General features: G+C 62.4%; 15 protein-coding genes. 5 read left to right on the plus strand and 10 right to left on the minus strand.

Features of this window, described 5'->3' with window-relative positions; all coding sequences use genetic code 11:
* Positions 1-121 precede the first annotated feature (121 nt).
* Together RUH64_RS13625 and RUH64_RS13630 are read left to right on the plus strand one after the other, a co-directional pair.
* Positions 122-1,552 carry a potassium transporter TrkG gene (locus RUH64_RS13625; protein WP_313814093.1) on the plus strand — a complete coding sequence of 477 codons (1,431 nt, stop codon included), beginning with the start codon at positions 122-124 and terminating at the stop codon, positions 1,550-1,552.
* Positions 1,545-2,216 carry a TrkA family potassium uptake protein gene (locus RUH64_RS13630; RefSeq protein ID WP_313814094.1) on the plus strand — a complete coding sequence of 224 codons (672 nt, stop codon included), beginning with the start codon at positions 1,545-1,547 and terminating at the stop codon, positions 2,214-2,216. Before RUH64_RS13625 ends, RUH64_RS13630 begins: the two co-directional genes overlap by 8 nt.
* 4 nt (positions 2,217-2,220) lie before the next feature.
* Here RUH64_RS13630 and proC read toward each other — a convergent pair whose 3' ends face one another.
* From proC to RUH64_RS13660, 6 genes are all read right to left on the minus strand, one after another.
* Positions 2,221-3,063, minus strand: a complete 843-nt coding sequence (proC, locus tag RUH64_RS13635; RefSeq protein WP_313814095.1) for a pyrroline-5-carboxylate reductase — start codon at positions 3,061-3,063, stop codon at positions 2,221-2,223.
* Positions 3,064-3,086: 23 nt separating this feature from the next.
* Positions 3,087-3,905, minus strand: coding sequence for a sugar phosphate isomerase/epimerase family protein (locus tag RUH64_RS13640; protein ID WP_313814097.1), 819 nt, complete (start codon positions 3,903-3,905; stop codon positions 3,087-3,089).
* Between the two features lie 56 nt (positions 3,906-3,961).
* On the minus strand, positions 3,962-4,978 hold the full coding sequence (locus RUH64_RS13645; RefSeq protein WP_313814098.1) for a Ppx/GppA phosphatase family protein: 1,017 nt from the start codon (positions 4,976-4,978) through the stop codon (positions 3,962-3,964).
* Between the two features lie 31 nt (positions 4,979-5,009).
* Positions 5,010-7,805: a type I DNA topoisomerase gene (topA, locus tag RUH64_RS13650; protein WP_313814099.1), complete on the minus strand. Its 2,796-nt coding sequence runs from the start codon at positions 7,803-7,805 to the stop codon at positions 5,010-5,012.
* A gap of 152 nt (positions 7,806-7,957) precedes the next feature.
* Positions 7,958-8,608, minus strand: coding sequence for a helix-turn-helix domain-containing protein (locus RUH64_RS13655; RefSeq protein ID WP_313814100.1), 651 nt, complete (start codon positions 8,606-8,608; stop codon positions 7,958-7,960).
* Between the two features lie 23 nt (positions 8,609-8,631).
* Positions 8,632-10,221, minus strand: a complete 1,590-nt coding sequence (locus tag RUH64_RS13660; RefSeq protein WP_313814101.1) for a class I SAM-dependent methyltransferase — start codon at positions 10,219-10,221, stop codon at positions 8,632-8,634.
* 74 nt (positions 10,222-10,295) lie between these two features.
* On the opposite strand from RUH64_RS13660, the gene RUH64_RS13665 reads away from it, so the two are divergent.
* Positions 10,296-10,868, plus strand: coding sequence for a GNAT family N-acetyltransferase (locus tag RUH64_RS13665; RefSeq protein ID WP_313814102.1), 573 nt, complete (start codon positions 10,296-10,298; stop codon positions 10,866-10,868).
* A 75-nt stretch (positions 10,869-10,943) separates the two neighbouring features.
* On the opposite strand, the gene RUH64_RS13670 is transcribed toward RUH64_RS13665, so the two are convergent.
* Positions 10,944-11,843, minus strand: coding sequence for a rhodanese-related sulfurtransferase (locus tag RUH64_RS13670; RefSeq protein WP_313814103.1), 900 nt, complete (start codon positions 11,841-11,843; stop codon positions 10,944-10,946).
* A gap of 162 nt (positions 11,844-12,005) precedes the next feature.
* Between RUH64_RS13670 and RUH64_RS13675 the strand changes: the two genes are divergently transcribed.
* Both RUH64_RS13675 and RUH64_RS13680 read left to right on the plus strand, forming a co-directional pair.
* The gene (locus RUH64_RS13675) at positions 12,006-12,662 is read left to right on the plus strand and encodes a GNAT family N-acetyltransferase (RefSeq protein ID WP_313814104.1); all 657 of its coding nucleotides are present in this window, start codon (positions 12,006-12,008) and stop codon (positions 12,660-12,662) included.
* A gap of 117 nt (positions 12,663-12,779) precedes the next feature.
* Positions 12,780-15,110 (plus strand): DEAD/DEAH box helicase, encoded by a 2,331-nt coding sequence (locus RUH64_RS13680; protein ID WP_396276033.1) that lies wholly within the window; start codon positions 12,780-12,782, stop codon positions 15,108-15,110.
* On the opposite strand, the gene RUH64_RS13685 is transcribed toward RUH64_RS13680, so the two are convergent.
* Genes RUH64_RS13685 through RUH64_RS13695 form a run of 3 tightly spaced genes read right to left on the minus strand, consistent with a single transcriptional unit; the run spans position 15,107 to position 16,018 of the window.
* Positions 15,107-15,496, minus strand: coding sequence for an Rv3654c family TadE-like protein (locus RUH64_RS13685; protein ID WP_313814105.1), 390 nt, complete (start codon positions 15,494-15,496; stop codon positions 15,107-15,109). The genes RUH64_RS13680 and RUH64_RS13685 overlap by 4 nt on opposite strands.
* Positions 15,493-15,831 (minus strand): TadE family type IV pilus minor pilin, encoded by a 339-nt coding sequence (locus RUH64_RS13690; RefSeq protein WP_313814106.1) that lies wholly within the window; start codon positions 15,829-15,831, stop codon positions 15,493-15,495. Before RUH64_RS13690 ends, RUH64_RS13685 begins: the two co-directional genes overlap by 4 nt.
* Before the next feature lie 4 nt (positions 15,832-15,835).
* The gene (locus RUH64_RS13695; RefSeq protein WP_313814107.1) at positions 15,836-16,018 is read right to left on the minus strand and encodes a DUF4244 domain-containing protein; all 183 of its coding nucleotides are present in this window, start codon (positions 16,016-16,018) and stop codon (positions 15,836-15,838) included.
* Positions 16,019-16,121 lie beyond the last annotated feature (103 nt).

Genomic DNA, 16,121 nt, shown 5'->3' on the forward strand with positions numbered 1-16,121 from the left:
GGAAAGCGCTGCGGCGGACGCATTTATGGCGCCAATCGAGGCAAAGACGCGCCCGACCGCGTAAATTACATGATGAAGGAATCACCGTGGCTCAGCCACGAGGAAAGGGTGAGCCGAATACATGAGCAGCAGCGGACCAGGAGCCAACCTGCAGCGTGCCGGATCGCGCGGCGAGCTGCGCCGCCGGTGGCTGGCGCTGCGCACGTCCATTGCGAACTTCACGATCCGCTCCCCCGCACGCCTGGCGCTGGGCACCTTCCTCATCGTGATCACGATTTTCACCTCCCTGCTGGCTGCACCCTTCTCCTCTGCGAACGGTGAGCCGACGCCCCTGGAAGACGCGCTGTTCACTGCGGTCTCTTCGGTGTGCGTCACCGGTTTGACGGTGGTCTCTACGGCGACGCACTGGTCCTTCCTAGGCCAGCTGATCATGATCATCGGCACCTTCGTCGGCGGCCTGGGCATCCTCACCCTGGCCTCGATCATGTCCCTGGCGGTCTCCCGCAAGCTCGGCGTGCGCGCCAAGCTGATGGCGCAGAATTCGATGAACACCAACGACGCCTCGGCGCTGGGCGACGTCGGTTCGCTGCTGCGCATTGTGATCCTCACCGCGATCACCCTGCAGGCGATCATCTCGCTGCTGCTGATCCCGCGCTTCTACATTTTGGGCGAGAGCCCGCTGTCCGCTGTTTGGCACGGGGTGTTCTACGCAATCTCGGCCTTCAACAACGCAGGGTTCACCCCGCACTCCGACGGGCTGGTCCCCTACGAAACCGACCTGTGGATCCTCGGTCCGCTCATGGCTGGCGTATTTCTCGGTTCGCTGGGCTTCCCTGTGATCATGGTGCTGCTGGCCCACCGTTGGAACACCAAGAAATGGAACCTGCACACCAAGCTGACCCTGCTGGTCACCACCATCCTGCTCTTTGCCGGCGCGCTGATGTGGCTGCTGATCGAGTGGAACAACCCGAAAACCATCGGCACCCTGAGCGTCTCGGACAAGCTCATCCATGGGCTGTTCGCCTCGGTGATGACCCGTTCGGGAGGCATGAACCTGGTGGATCAGAACGATATCCACCAGACCACCATGCTGCTGACCGACGCGCTGATGTTTGCCGGCGGCGGTTCGGCATCGACCGCCGGCGGCATCAAGGTCACCACCATCGCGGTGATGTTCCTTGCCATCTTCGCCGAGGCCCGCGGCGATTCCGAGACCCGCGCCTTTGGCCGCAGCATCCCCGAAGAGACCATGCGCGTTGCCATTTCGGTGGTGGTCATGGGCGCCTCGCTGGTGGCGGTCTCCACCGGGCTGCTGGTGCTGATCGACGAGTCGGTGGGCATCTCCCGGGCCCTGTTTGAATCAATTTCAGCCTTCGCCACGGTGGGGCTGAGCACCGGCGTCTCGGAGGAAATGCCGCCGGCCGGCAAATATGTCCTAAGCTGTTTGATGTTTGCCGGACGCATCGGCTCCATCACCCTTGCCAGCGCGCTGACCATGCGCCACCGCGAATCGCTGTACAAGCTTCCAGAAGAAAGGCCGATCATTGGCTGAGAAACACATCGACCACAATGCGCCGGTTCTGGTCATTGGGCTCGGCCGCTTCGGTGCCTCGGTGGCAGAGACCCTGGTCAAGCAGGGCCGCGAGGTGTTGGCCATTGAGCGCAGCCCGGAACTGGTCCAGCAGTGGGCCAGCACGCTGACCCACGTGGTGGCGGCGGATGCGACGAACATCGACGCGCTGCGCCAGCTCGGCGCCCAGGAATTCTCCTCCGCCGTGGTGGGCGTGGGCACCTCCATCGAATCCTCCGTGCTGATCACGGTGAACCTGGTGGACCTGGGCATCGAGCACCTGTGGGTCAAGGCGATCACCCCGTCGCACGGCAAGATCCTGACCCGCATCGGCGCGAACCACGTGATCTATCCGGAGGCCGACGCCGGCGTGCGCGCTGCCCACCTGGTGGGCGGGCGCATGCTTGACTTCATCGAGTTCGACGACGGCTTTGCGATCGTCAAGATGTACCCGCCCAAGGAGACGCAGGGCTTCACGCTGGCCGAATCCCAGGTGCGTTCGAAGTACGGCGTGACCATTGTGGGTGTGAAGTCCCCGGGCGAAGACTTCACCTATGCGCTGCCGGATACCATCGTGACCCGACGCGATATGCTCATCGTTTCGGGTCACGTGGATCTGCTGGAGCGCTTCGCCGCCAGGCCGTAGTACCTTAGCCCAGCTCGTCGCTCAGCTGCGCGGCACGGGCCGCCGCGGCCGCGGTGCCGTCCTTGATGATCTGCGGTATGCCCTGCTCGTCGAAGGCGGCGATGGCGCGTTCGGTGGTGCCGTTCGGGCTGGTCACCGCCCTGCGCATGGTTGCGGGGTCTGCCTGCGGGTCTGCGAGCATCTTGCCGGCTCCCGCCACGGTGGCGCGGGCCAGGGCGATGGACAGCTTCTCATCAAGCCCCAGGGCCACGCCGGCGTTGGCCATGGCCTCGGCCAGGTAGAAGGCGTAGGCGGGGCCCGAACCGGAGATTGCGGAGAGCGCGTTCTGCTGCGCCTCCTCGATCACGTGCACATCCCCGGAGCCGGCGAACAGCCCGCTGACCGAGTCGATCTGCTGTTGGCTGACGCTCGCGGCCGGAGAAAGCCCGACCACGCCCGCGCCAACCATCAGCGGGGTATTCGGCATGGAGCGGATCACCGGCTGGCCGGAGGGAAGATGCGCCTGCATGCTCTGCAGGGTGATGGCGGCCGCCACCGACACCACCACGGTCTCAGGGTTCAGTGCACCACAGATCTCATCGCACAGATCGGTGATGCCCACCGGCTTCACGCCCAGGAACACCACGTCGGCGCCGGCCGCGGCGATGGAATTCGCTTGCGGCTCTTCGGAGCCCACCAGCACGTTCACGCCCAGTTCGCGCAGTTCGCCGGCGCGGGTGTCGCTGCGCAGGGTTGCGGTGATCAGCTTCGGGTCATGGCCGGAGGCGATGATGCCGCGCAGGATCGCGCCGTTCATCGAGCCGGTGCCGAGGAATGCAAGTTTCAGGTTGTTAGTCGCTTCGCTCATAACTACCATCTTGTCACTTTTGGCTAGCGGATTGCCTGTTCTGAGTCGTTGTGAACCTGCAGGTGTTCGCGCGCGAATTCCAGGGTGCGCCCAAGCCACTCCTCCTTCTGCCCGGCGTTCTTGGCCTTGCGGGTGGATACCTCCACCGCCACCACGCCCTCCCAGGCGCTGTCGCGCAGGTACTGCAGGGACTGGGCTACCGGCTGGGTGCCCAGGCCCGGCACCAGGTGCTCGTCCTTGCCGTTGTCCAGCCCGTCACACAGGTGCACGTGGCGCAGGCGTCGTCCCAGATCCTGCACCGCCTGGTGCGAATCCATGTTGGCGATGGCGGCGTGGGAGAAGTCCCAGGTGACGTCCTGGTAGGACTGCGGCACCGGGTTCCAGTGCGGCAGGTACATCTTCGCCTCGCGGCCGCGGGCGCGCCAGGGATACATGTTCTCCACCGCGATCTTCATTCCGGTGGTTTCGGTCAGCCGGCGCACGCCGTCCACGAACTCTTCGGCGTAGCTGCCCTGCCACCTGAAGGGCGGATGGGCGACGACGACGTCGGCCCCGACGGCTTGGGCGAGGATGACAGAACGCTCGATCTTGGCCCAGGCCGAACCCCAGACCTGCTGGGTCAGCAGCAGGGTGGGCGCGTGGACGGCAAGGATCGGCAGCTGGTACTTGTCCATCAGGGCGCGCAGTGCGGTGGCCGATTGGCTGGCCGCGTTGCCCGTGATCAGCACCTCCAGGCCGTCGTAGCCCACGTCCTTGGCCATGGCGAAGGCGTCGTGCACCGTCAGTGGATAGACCGAGGCACTGGAAAGCGCCACCGGTACCTTAGGCGAGTGTATTTCCATTCTCATGCCCTCCCATCCGCACCGGAGCGAGCCGGTGATCAATCTGCGCTGCTGCGTTAGGCCTTGGGCTCGACCATGCGCTGTGCGCTTGATCCCAAGGCTACCTCTCCTACACCAACGCTACTACTCAGTGGTGTCGAAGAATCGAACATCACGTGGTCGAATCTGCGCAGCATCAAACCCTCGCGGATGGCCCAGGGGCAGATCCGCACCGATTTAAGCTTCAGCGCGCTCATTGCCTCATGGGCGACGATGGCGCCGGCCAGCAGCTGGGGTGCGCGCACCTCTGAAACTCCTGGCAGTTCGGCGCGCTCGGCCCAGCTCATCGCGGTGAGTCGGTTGGTCCACAGCTTCAGCGCATCGCGGTGCAGCACGCGCTTGACATAGGGCCCCTCGGCGCTGGGGGCGGCCCCGGTGATCCGGGCCAGCGAGCGGAAGGTCTTGGAGGTGGCGGTGGCGAGGGTGGGCTTGCCGTATTGGCGCAGCTCGGTGGTCGGGTCCGAGAGCACATCGCGCACGTAGTTGCGCAGCTCGCGGACCTGGCTCATCGAGGGCAGGTCCTCGGGCAGCCACTCGTGGGTCAGCCGTCCCGCACCCAGCGGCACCGAGAAGGCCACCTGAGGGAACTCATCGGTGCCCCAGGCAAGCTCCAGCGAGCCGCCGCCCATGTCCAGGTTGAGGATCGACTCGGAGGACCAGCCGAACCAGCGGCGCACCGAGTAGAAGGTCATGCCGGCTTCTTCCTCGCCGGTCAGTTCCATCAGGGTGACGCCGGTTTCCGCCTTGACCCGTTCAAGTACCGCGGCGCCGTTGGAGGATTCGCGGATGGCGGAGGTGCAGAAGGCCATGAAGTCTTCCACCTGGTGGTTGGCCGCGAACTCTGCCGCCTCGTTGATGAAGGAGAGCAGTTCGCCCTGGCCCTCTTCGGTGATGGCGCCGTATTCGTTGAGATAGCGCACCAGGGACAGCGGCCGCTTGTGCGAGGCATAGGGTACCGGGCGCGCGCCCGGGTAGGCATCAACCAGCAGCAGGTGAACCGTGTTGGATCCGATGTCCAGTACGCCAAGTCTCATGGTGCGCTCCTCAACAGGGATTCGGCGGGAATTACTTCTCGGTCTTCTTCGCCGCTGGCTTCTTGGCCGGGGCCTTCTTGGCGGTGGTGGTCTTCTTCGCCGCAGGCTTCTTGGCAGGAGCCTTCTTGGCCGTGCGCTTGACCGGGCCGCGGGCGCGCTTGTCCGCCAGCAGTTCGATCGCCTGTTCGCGGGTCAGCTCCTCCAGAGAGGTGCCGCGCGGAACGGTGATGTTGGTGACGCCGTCGGTGATGTACGGGCCGAAGCGTCCGTCCTTCACAACGATGTTCTTCTCACTGGTGGGGTCCACGCCGAATTCGGCCAGCGGCGGCACCGCGGCCCGGCGTCCGCGCTGCTTGGGCTGCGAATAGATCTCCAACGCCTCCTCGAGGGTGATGGTGAAGATCTGCTCCTCGGATTCGATGGAGCGCGAGTCGCTGCCCTTTTTCAGGTACGGTCCGAAGCGGCCGTTCTGCACCGTGATTTCTTCGCCCTCGGCATCCGCACCCAGCACGCGCGGCAGGCTCAGCAGCTTCAGCGCGTCGTCCAGCGTGACAGTTTCAACGCTCATCGACTTGAACAGGCTGCCGGTGCGCGGCTTGATCTTAGCAGGCTTCTTCGGCGGCTTGGGCTTGCCGTTCTTGTAGTACTCCACCGGCAGCGCGGCGATTTCTTCCTCGGTCAGTTCCGGGATGATCTCGGTGACGTAGGCGCCGTAGCGTCCGTCCTTGGCGACGATCTTGCGGCCGGTTTCCGGGTCCACGCCCAGTTCCTTCTCCGACACCTTGGAGTTGGCGAAGAGCTCTTCGGCCTTTTCTGCCGTTAGTTCGTCCGGCGCCAGGTCTTCTGGCACATTGGCGCGCTGCGGTTCGGTGCCTTCTTCGGCGCCCTCGGGCAGGGCGCGCTCCAAGTAAGGGCCGAATTTGCCAACGCGCAGGGTGATGTCGTCGGTGACCTTGATGGAGTTGATGGCGCGCGCGTCGATGTCGCCCAGGTTGTCCACCACGTGCTTAAGGCCTTCAACGCCGTCCTTGCCGAAATAGAAAAGGTTCAGCCAGTCGGTGCGGGCGCGCTGGCCCTTGGCGATCTCATCCAGGTCGTCTTCCAGGCGTGCGGTGAAGTCGTAGTCGACGTACTGCGCGAAGTGCTCTTCGAGCAGGCGGATGACGGAGAACGCAATCCAGCTCGGGACCAGGGCGCCGCCGCGCTTGGTGACGTAGCCGCGGTCCATGATCGTGGAGATGGTCGGCGCATAGGTGGACGGGCGTCCGATTTCGCGCTTTTCCAGCTCGGCTACGATGGATGCTTCGGTGTAGCGCGCCGGCGGGGTGGTCTCGTGTCCCAGCGCGGTCAACTCGTCGCCGGCCAGGGACTGGCCCACGGCCAGCTGCGGCAGGCGCGCCTCGGCGTTGGCGTCGTTCGCCTCGCCGTTCTCTGCGCGCTGCTCGTCCTTGCCCTCTTCGTAGGCTGCAAGGAAGCCGCGGAAGGTGATCACGGTGCCGGAGGCGGAGAACTCTGCCACGCGGTTGTCGCTTGCCGTGCCGGCGAGCTTGATCGTGGCGGTGAAGCCCTTGGCGTCTGCCATCTGCGAGGCGACGGTGCGCTTCCAGATCAGCTCATAGAGCGTGTACTCGTCCTTGGACAGCGAAGAGCGCACGGCGGTGGGGCGGCGGAACATGTCGCCTGCCGGACGGATGGCCTCGTGGGCTTCCTGTGCAGCGTCGGACTTTGCCTTGTAGACGCGCGGCTTGGCCGGAACGGCGTCCGGCCCGTAGAGCTCGGTGGCCTGCTTGCGCGCCGCGGAGACTGCCTCGTTGGACAGGAAGACCGAGTCGGTACGCATATAGGTGATGTAGCCGTTTTCATACAGGCGCTGGGCGATCTGCATGGTCAGCTTGGAGCTCCAGCGCAGCTTGCGGCTTGCTTCCTGCTGCAGGGTGGAGGTAGTGAACGGTGCAGCCGGGCGGCGGGTGTATGGCTTGTCCTCCACCGAGGTCACCGCGAAGTCGGTATTCGCCAGGTTGGCAACCAGCGATTCGGCGGCTTCCTGGTTCAGGTGGGTCAGCGCCGAACGCGAGCTCTTGAGTTGGCCGCGGTCGTCGAAATCGCGGCCGGTGGCCACGCGCGCCCCGTCAACTGCCGAGAGCTTGGCGGCGAAGGCCTCGCCGTTGGACGTGGCAAAGTTGCCCTTGATGTCCCAGTAGCCTGCGGAGATGAATGCCATGCGTTCGCGTTCGCGTTCAACCACCAGGCGCGTTGCCACCGACTGCACACGGCCGGCTGATAGGCCGCGGGCGACCTTGCGCCACAGCACCGGCGAAATTTCGTAGCCGTAGAGGCGGTCCAGGACGCGGCGGGTTTCCTGGGCGTCGACCAGGTCGGTATCGAGCTCACGCATGTTATCCAGCGCGCGGGCAATGCCTTCCTTGGTGATTTCGGTGAAGGCCAGGCGGCGCACCGGAACCTTTGGCTTGAGCACCTGCAGCAGATGCCACGCGATGGCTTCGCCCTCGCGGTCCGCATCTGTTGCGAGATAGAGTTCGTCGGCTTCCTTGAGCTTTGCCTTCAGCTCTGAAACGCGCTTCTTCTTATCCGGGTAGACGACGTAATAAGGTTCGAAGTCGTTGTCCAGATCGACGGCGAACTTGCCGACCGAGGTCTTCTTCAGTTCGGTGGGCAGCTCCGAGGGCTGGGGAAGGTCGCGGATGTGGCCGACCGAAGCGTCCACGTCGAAGCCCTCGCCCAAATACTTGGCAATTGACTTCACCTTGGCAGGAGACTCCACAATCACGAGTTTCTTACCGGTCTTTTCCTTGACCTTCGCGGGCACGGCTCTCCTTCAAACATCGCGGCATCCGGGATCCGTTGCCGAACCTTCCGGGACTTGCCGCCAGCGCGTAGTTTTCTTGCGCCTATTCATTAGACCCAATTCTCGATGATCTTACACCGCGAATTTATTAGGTCCTGCGCTAGGCAAATTATTTATGTTCCCGATTCCCCGGTGTTCGGGTATTCAGGAAGCAATGAAATTAAGTAGAACATACGCCGTGAGTCAATGCTGCGCTGATCAGCAGTGGCCATGGCCTCATATTCATAAACAAGGTCCAAAAGTCGGCGGTTGAATTCAAGCTGCTTTTCTTCCGGAAGGAACACCAACCCGCTGGTCAGCATGGGCGGGCGGTCGGGATCCGGTTCGATCCCGGCCTTGGCTTCGGCCTCGCGGCGCTGCACCTCGGCATTCAGCCTGGTGCGGAATGCGTTTAACTGCACATTTAAATACGCTGTTTTGGCGTTCGACGAGTCGATCTGGGTGTTCAGCTCCAGTCGCGCGCCGGCAGCACGCCAACGCCGCTCCCGGGCATCGCCCTCGCTGGCCGCGCGGATGACGTATCCGTACTTTTCAAGGGCGCGCAGGTGATAGCTCATGGCGCTGGGCGTCAGATCGCACAGCGATGCCAGTTCGGTCGCGGTGCGTGTGGCCTGCGAAGCAAACAGCTCGTCAAGCACGATCAGTCGGGCGTCGTGCGCAAGTGCCCGAATTGCCTGAGGATCAGTAATCGAGACGACTTGTGGGTACGTTTCTTGTGCTTCCAAGGTCTCGGATCCCTGTGCCTCAGTTGTGTTCCGTGTCATACCGAAAAACTTTAGCGCTTGTTTCACACTTTACGAAAGAGACCGTGTCGCAATAGTCGCTCAATGGCTTCATAAAGCGTGTCTGCGAACTGCTGGTCCCCTTCTGAAATCAGGGAATCAAGGGCAATCACCAATTGTGAAATTGACAGGTCTCCATCGCTGGCTGAAGCGAAGCCCGCCTGCGCCGTATCCAGCAGCTCGGTGCGGCGAAGGCCTGCCCCCTGCCGCAGGAGGATCACACCGGGGTGCTCGGCGCCCGGGCGCTGGTGGCGTTCTTCGGTGACATCTTCGGCGACCACTAGGTGCCAGTCTTTGAACCCTTCGCCCGCGGTGGCAAGGTCGTCATTCATCGCGATATCGCGCTGCAGCGTCCCAGCGACCGGCTGCTCGATGGGGTGGGTGATCTGTTCGAAGCGGCGCAGGGTAGCCTTGCCGTTGGCAGGCTTGCGGAAATACACCAGGCCAAAGCCAACCGCACCGACGCCGCGGGATTCGAAGTCGTCCAGATAGGCGTTATACGCGGCAGCGTAGGCGGAGGCGTCCTCAGTCTGGGAGGCGTCGCGCAGCCAGGTTTCTGCGTAGAGGCTGGGGGTGGTCTGCTCGCGCTCGATCACCCAGACATCAAGGTCTTCCGGGAACCAGCTGGATACCCGGCGGTCCCACGATTCGTTCGCTCCATCTTCTAGGCGATGAATCTCCCAGTTTGAGAGCATCTGCATGCTGGCCCCCGGGCGCAGGTATTCGGGAGCCTGCGAGATCAGGGTGCTTACCAGACGGTCTCCGGCCATGCCACCGTCCCGATAGGTGAAGCGGTCCTTCTGGCGTTCGGCGCGCTTGCGCGGGGTGATGACGAACGGCGGGTTGCTGGCAATCAGGTCGAACTGGCGACCCGCCACCGGCTCAAACAGGCTGCCCTGCAGCAGGCTGACGCGCGCGTCGAGATTGCGCGGGTCGATGTTCAGGACCTTGTGGTTCAGCAGCAGGTTGAAGCGGGTGAAGGCCAACGCCCTGGTTGAAAGGTCCGTCGCTGTCACATGCTCGCAGTGGCCCAACAGGTGGAACAGCTGAATCCCGCAGCCGGTTCCCAGATCCAAGGCGTGCTGCACCTTGGCACGGATGGTGATTTGAGCAAGCGTCAGGGAAGCTTGCCCAATGCCCAGTACGTGGTCGGTGCGCAGCACGCCCGGCCGCTGATGCGCACCCAGGTCGTGGGCCACCCACAGCTCGCCGTCGGCATCCGAGGAGTGCAGGGCCAGTGCCACGGTGGCGCGGTAGCCGGCCGCCCACGGTTCAATCAGGCCAAGCTTGAGCAGCCCATCGACCTTTACACGACCGAAGGCATGATTCAGCGCACCGGCTTCTTCTGTCTGCCCCAGTTGGAACAGCTTGAAGACACAGCCAAGGACGCTGTCCGCGGCGTCGCGTTCAATGACGCGCAGGGCCGGGAAGATCTGATCGCGGGCAAAGGCGGAGCTTGCGTCCTCGCCCAGCAGTTCGGACACCGCTTCATAGGTGTAGTTCAGGTCTGTCAGGTCGGCTGAGAGCTTTTCGATCAATTGCAGATCTGAACTCTGCGGGGCGTCTTCAATCGAGGAAAATTCGGCGGCATTCACGCATTCAAGTCTAGCCAGTACATCTGCAGGTTCTAAAGATAACTTTCGTTCGAGTACTGCCTATGATGGTGCACATGACCAATGTCACCATCACCTACCTGCAGCTGCTCTCCCCCGAGGAAATTACGCCGTCGTCTCGTCCTGCGCCCGATGACGTGCGCATTGAACTGGTCAGGGACATCACTCCGGAGTACTCGAAGTTCCTCTATCGCAGCGTCGGCAGCGAACTGAACTGGGCCGACCGGTTGAACTCGACCCGCGAGCAGTGGGACGAGGTGCTGCGCAGGGAAGGTTCGGAAACCTGGGTCGTCTACCGCGACGGCGCTCCCAAGGGCTATGTGGAGCTGGTGACCGAGGTGGTTGATTCTCGCAGCGAGGTGGAAGTCTTCTACTTCGGGTTGTTCCCAGAGGCCATCGGCCAAGGCCTTGGCGGGTTGTTGCTCACCCACGCGCTGAACGAAGCGTGGAACGTCAACCAGCGCTCACCCCAGTTGCCGCCGGTCGGACGCGTGTGGCTGCACACCTGCTCATTAGATGGGCCTGCGGCCCTGCCGAATTATGAGGCCCGCGGCCTGAAGGTCTACAAGCATGAAACCGAGCAGACCGAGGTCAAGGATGCATCCGCGGGGCTGTGGCCAATTGCCTGATCCGCGTCGGGATTAAAGGCTGCAGGGGTGGGAAATGCGTATCGCATTTCCCACCCCTGCAGCCTTTAAGCGCTCTTAGGCAGCGTCGGCCTGGCAGTCTGGGCAGGTCCTCAGCGTCTCGTCCTTGGCGCAGTCTTCGCAGAACAGACGAAGGTTACGGCAGGACTGGTTCGAGCAGTTTTCAAACTTGTTCGTCGGCGCCTGGCAGCCCACGCATTCGCCGATGGTGACAGCGTCCTCGGTGAACTCGGTGTGCATGCGCTTGTCGAAGACATACAGCGAGCCTTCCCACAGGCCCGCGTCGCCGTACTTCTCGCCGTAGCGGACAATGCCGCCCTGCATCTGATAGACCTCTTGGAAACCGCGTTTGACCATCAGCGCCGAGAGCACCTCGCAGCGGATGCCGCCGGTGCAGTAGGTGACGACCGGCTGGTCCTTGAGGTGGTCGTACTTTCCGGAGTCGAGTTCTGCCACGAAGTCGCGGGTGGTGTCCACCTCGGGGACGATGGCGTCCTTGAATTTGCCGATCTGGGCTTCGAAGGCGTTGCGGCCGTCGAAGAAGTGGACCTTGCTTCCCGCCTTCTCCTTGGAGTCGACCAGCTCGTGCAGCTCTTCGGGACGCAGGTGGGTGCCGCCGCCGACAACGCCGTTCTCGTCGACTTCCAACTCGCCAGGCGCACCAAAGGTGACGATCTCGTCGCGCACCTTGACCGAGATGCGCGGGAAATCTTCCGCAGCACCTTCGGACCACTTGATGTCCATCTTCTTGAACGGCGGATATTCGCGGGTTGCCTTGACGTACTTCTTGACGTCGGCAAGATCGCCGCCCACGGTTCCGTTGATGCCGTCTTTGGAAATGATGATGCGTCCGCGCAGGCCCCAGCGCTCCAGCAGCGAGCGCTGCCACAGTCGGACTGCTTCCGGATCTGCAAGCGGGGTAAATGCGTAATACAAGACAATGCGTTGAATGGCCACCAGACAAGTTTAGTGTGTTTTCCTCATGAAACGCCGGACGGACGAGCAAGATCACATTCTTCGCCCGCGATTTCGGGACGCAGCGGCAATCAATAATTTCAACTAGGCAACGATTAGCCCAATGTCAGCTAATTCCTAGCCAATACAGGGTAGGGTCAAGGCATGGCATCTAACGCAAGCGATGAACTGATTGGCACATGGGTTGCCGGCTGGGCAGGAGCCCGCGGATATGAGACCCGTAATGAAGGACGCGTCCACGCGGCGCTGCGTCATGACACCACCGAAGACTGGGAATATGTCATCTACGGCCCTTCGAAGGAAGAGCTGACAGCAGTAGCTGAAACGCTGAAGAAACACCCCAACCGCCGCCTTACGGCCTTTGACACCTCCGTCGATCAGCTGCTTGCCAACGCAGCTGCCACGGGATTGAAGGTCGTCGGCGACGACGAAGCGCTGATGGTCACCGAACTGGCAGTCCACGACGTGGAAGTACCGTTGCCTCCGGACGGCTTCATTTTCCAGATTGAACGCGACGGAACCCACGCCTACGTTTCACTGCACCCGGAGGCAAATCAGGACGTTGTTGCGGCTTCCGGCCATGTTTCGGCGGTTGAAGGCTTTGCCATCTTTGATCGAATCATCACCGGCCCCGACTTCCGTCGCAAGGGTCTGGGAACCCTGATCATGCGCGCCCTGGCATCCCTCGCGCAGGAGCACGATGTAGACGAGGGTCTGCTCATTGCTTCGGTGGATGGACAGAAGCTTTATGCCTCCCTCGGATGGACGTCCCTGGGCCAGGTAGTAGTTTTCAAAGCCTAGGTCAGTTAAACCTTTAGTAGTCGCCGTGAGAACTTTGGTTCTTGCGGCGATAATCTTTTAACTTCAGGGTTCTCGCTCGTGGGTGGACCAACGTTTGGTGGTGAAAGGCTAAATTCCGTGAAGTCTGTGCGCGCTTTGCTCGATCCGTATAACCGCACCAATGATCCAGACGCACTGATGCACCGGCGCAGTGTTCCCGCCAAGGACGAAATCACCGCACCGTGGCCGCAGTGGCTAGATCCGCAGTTGATTGAAACCTTTAAACGTCTTGGCATCGCGGCACCGTGGCTGCATCAGGTGCAGGCGGCGGACCTGATCCACTCGGGCAAGCACACCATCATCTCCACTGGCACCGCATCGGGTAAATCTTTGGCGTATTTGATGCCGGCGCTCGATGCGCTGTACCGGGCACGGGACAGCGCAGCAAACGACTCGGACGCGCAATCGGCAGTCCTCTACATCTGCCCCACCAAGGCCCTTGCCGCAGATCAGCTCTCCGCGGTCGAAGCTTTGAAGGTCCCCGGCGTGCGAGCCAGCCCCTATGACGGAGACACCGACCAGGGAACCCGAGCATGGGCCAGGCAGCATGCGAACTTCATCTTCACGAATCCTGACATGCTGCACCGCGGCATCCTCCCCAACCATCCGGGCTGGGCTCGATTCTTCAAACGCCTGCGCTACGTCATCATCGACGAGGCCCATTCCTACCGAGGAGTTTTCGGTGCGCATGTGGCAAACCTGATGCGCCGGCTGCGCAGAATCTGCGCCCATTATGGCAACGATCCCATCTTCATTGGGGCCTCCGCTACCAGTTCCGACCCCGAAGCATCGTTCGGCCGGCTGATCGGCGCCGAAGCGAGCGCGGTTTCCCACGACTTCTCAGCTTCCGGCGAGCTGGTCATCGGCCTTTGGGAACCTCCGCTATCCGAACGTACCGGCGAAAACGGGGCTCCGGTGCGCCGCACGGCCATTGCCGAGAGCGCCTCGATCCTCACCGATCTGATGGCGGATCATGTGCGAACCATCGTGTTCATCAAATCCCGCCGCGGTGCAGAAACCATCGCGTCCCTGACCAGAAAGCATCTGGAAAAGTTCGCACCGGACCTTTCGGTCAGGCTGGCGGCATACCGTTCAGGCTACCTTCCCGGCGAGCGCCGGGAGGTTGAACGAAAACTGCGCTCCGGCGAACTATTGGGCGTCACTTCCACCTCTGCGCTGGAATTAGGCATCGATATTTCCGGCCTCGACGCCGTCGTGGTCGCGGGATGGCCCGGGACCCGAGCATCATTTTTCCAGCAGATCGGCAGGGCGGGGCGTTCAGGACAGGATGCACTGGCGATCTTTGTCGCCGCCGAGGATCCGTTGGACACCTATCTGGTCAGCCATCCTGAGGCAATCTTCGACCTTGGGGTGGAAGCAACCGTTTTCGACCCACAGAACAAATATGTGCTCAGCGGGCACCTGTGCGCCGCGGCCCAGGAAAATCCGCTGCGTCCGGAAGAACTAGAGATCTTCGGGCCGCATACCGAGGCGCTGTTGGATTCTCTGGTGCAGCGCGGCTATCTGCGCCGCAGGCCCGCAGGTTGGTTCTGGACCCACCCACAGCATGCAGCGGCGATGTTCTCCATCCGCGCGGACGGCGGCGGACCGGTCGACATCATCGACGCCGAAACGGGTGCACTGCTGGGCACCATGGATTCGCCGCAAACCCACTATCAGGCGCATCCTGGCGCCATCTATGTACACCAGGGAGCCAGCTACCATGTTGAGGAACTCGACGAGCAAAACCACGTGGTGCTCGTCAGCAGGGTGAATCCCGACTACTACACCACCGCCAGGGACCTGACGACAGTAGCGATCGAGGATGAAGAACGCGTCAGCAAGCACCATGAGCTGCAGATCTTCTTCGGCGAAGTCATCGTGACCACCCAGGTGGTGTCATTCCAACGCAAGTCAATTGCGTCAAACGAGGTGCTCTCAGAGGAACCTTTGGAATTGGAGGCACGGGATCTGCATACCAAATCTGTATGGTTCACCCTTACCGAGCAGCGTCTGTTGCGGGCCGGGTTGAGCGTCGACCAGTTTCCGGGGGCGTTGCATGCGGCAGAACACGCAATGATCGGCTTGCTTCCGCTGGTGGCTACCAGCGACCGTTGGGATATCGGCGGCGTGTCGACTGCTTTGCATATGGACACCGGTCATCCGACAATTTTTGTCTACGATGCGCAGCCCGGCGGGGCAGGGTTTGCAGAACGCGGATTCGAGCAGTTCACCACCTGGGTGCGGGCTACCCGCGACGCCATCCAGGCCTGTGAATGCACCCATGGCTGCCCCAGCTGCGTCCAGTCCCCCAAGTGCGGAAACCGCAACAACCCGCTGGACAAGGCTGGAGCGGTTTTGCTGCTCAGCGCCGTATTGGAGGATGTGCAGCCGCGGCACCATTTCTAGTCCGCATTCAGCGGCGGAGCTCCCGCCCTCGCCTGAGCGTGCGCACGGTAGAGGGTGATTCCGGCGGCGGAGAAGTTCAGCCGCACGTCCACGGCAACCCTGACGGTAGTTCCGTCGGCTTCGATGCGGCAGGAACTCAGTTCGGCATGATTTGCGCCGGCGACCTGAGCCGCCGTGCCACAGGGGTCCCCAGAGCGCAGCCCGCGGGCGGTATCAGCCGCTGCGAGCGCTGCAAGGTCTGCTGCCGTTCCCGCCTGCATTGTTGCGCGTCCAGCAGCACTGAACCCGAGCACCGCCGCAGCCAGCAGCAGCACCGTGGCCACGATCCCCGCCACCGCAACGGTGCTGCTTCCTCTTTGGGCGCCGGAAAGAGAACTGATCTTCATTGTTCATTCGCCACGCTTGCCGTGCCGTGCACCCTGACCGGACCGACCAGGGGGATGTTGATGCTCTTGGCCACCGTCACGGTTGAATACTCCCCTCCCGTGGACAGGGAGAAGGAAGCCCCCTCCCCTGCCAGCCTTGCGCCGCTGGCTCGTGCCGTGCCAGTGTCCTCTCCCCGGGCAAGCTCTCGGGCCATGGCTCCCGCGGCCTGCTGCACCCGGATCTGCTGCATGCCAAGTACCCCAAAGCACAGCAGCAGCGAGACCATCAAGGCAATGGACGGCAGCAGCACCGCAAACTCTGCGGTGCTGCTGCCACGATCATCGTTGAGGTTCATCGGCTTAGAGGGACAGGGCCTTGCTGATCAATCCCATCAACATGCCGCGGACGTCGCCGCTGGAGAGGATGCTGATCAGCAGCCCAGCAAATGCCACGGCGGCCAGGGTGACCATGGCGAACTCGGCGGTGGTCGAGCCTTCGTCGTCTTCGATTATTTTCATCAGTTGATCTCGTGATGACTTCATCAGTGCGCCTTTCGGAAGGGAGGATTCTTCACCCATGATTTCTTGGCGGGTGAAACTGGTGATTTCAGCTTGGCAAGCCAGGGGCGACAGCCGGTGGGAATTC

Source organism: Glutamicibacter sp. (assembly GCF_032154645.1).
In the GTDB taxonomy this organism is placed as follows: domain Bacteria; phylum Actinomycetota; class Actinomycetes; order Actinomycetales; family Micrococcaceae; genus Glutamicibacter.

Bases quoted from the DNA above. Each gene is read 5' to 3' on its own strand.
- proC (WP_313814095.1), bottom strand. From the start codon at position 3,063: ATGAGCGAAGCGACTAACAACCTGAAACTTGCATTCCTCGGCACCGGC.
- RUH64_RS13695 (WP_313814107.1), bottom strand. From the start codon at position 16,018: ATGAAGTCATCACGAGATCAACTGATGAAAATAATCGAAGACGACGAA.
- RUH64_RS13625 (WP_313814093.1), top strand. From the start codon at position 122: ATGAGCAGCAGCGGACCAGGAGCCAACCTGCAGCGTGCCGGATCGCGC.
- RUH64_RS13645 (WP_313814098.1), bottom strand. From the start codon at position 4,978: ATGAGACTTGGCGTACTGGACATCGGATCCAACACGGTTCACCTGCTG.
- RUH64_RS13690 (WP_313814106.1), bottom strand. From the start codon at position 15,831: ATGAACCTCAACGATGATCGTGGCAGCAGCACCGCAGAGTTTGCGGTG.
- RUH64_RS13640 (WP_313814097.1), bottom strand. From the start codon at position 3,905: ATGGAAATACACTCGCCTAAGGTACCGGTGGCGCTTTCCAGTGCCTCG.
- RUH64_RS13685 (WP_313814105.1), bottom strand. From the start codon at position 15,496: ATGAAGATCAGTTCTCTTTCCGGCGCCCAAAGAGGAAGCAGCACCGTT.
- RUH64_RS13655 (WP_313814100.1), bottom strand. From the start codon at position 8,608: ATGACACGGAACACAACTGAGGCACAGGGATCCGAGACCTTGGAAGCA.
- RUH64_RS13665 (WP_313814102.1), top strand. From the start codon at position 10,296: ATGACCAATGTCACCATCACCTACCTGCAGCTGCTCTCCCCCGAGGAA.
- RUH64_RS13675 (WP_313814104.1), top strand. From the start codon at position 12,006: ATGGCATCTAACGCAAGCGATGAACTGATTGGCACATGGGTTGCCGGC.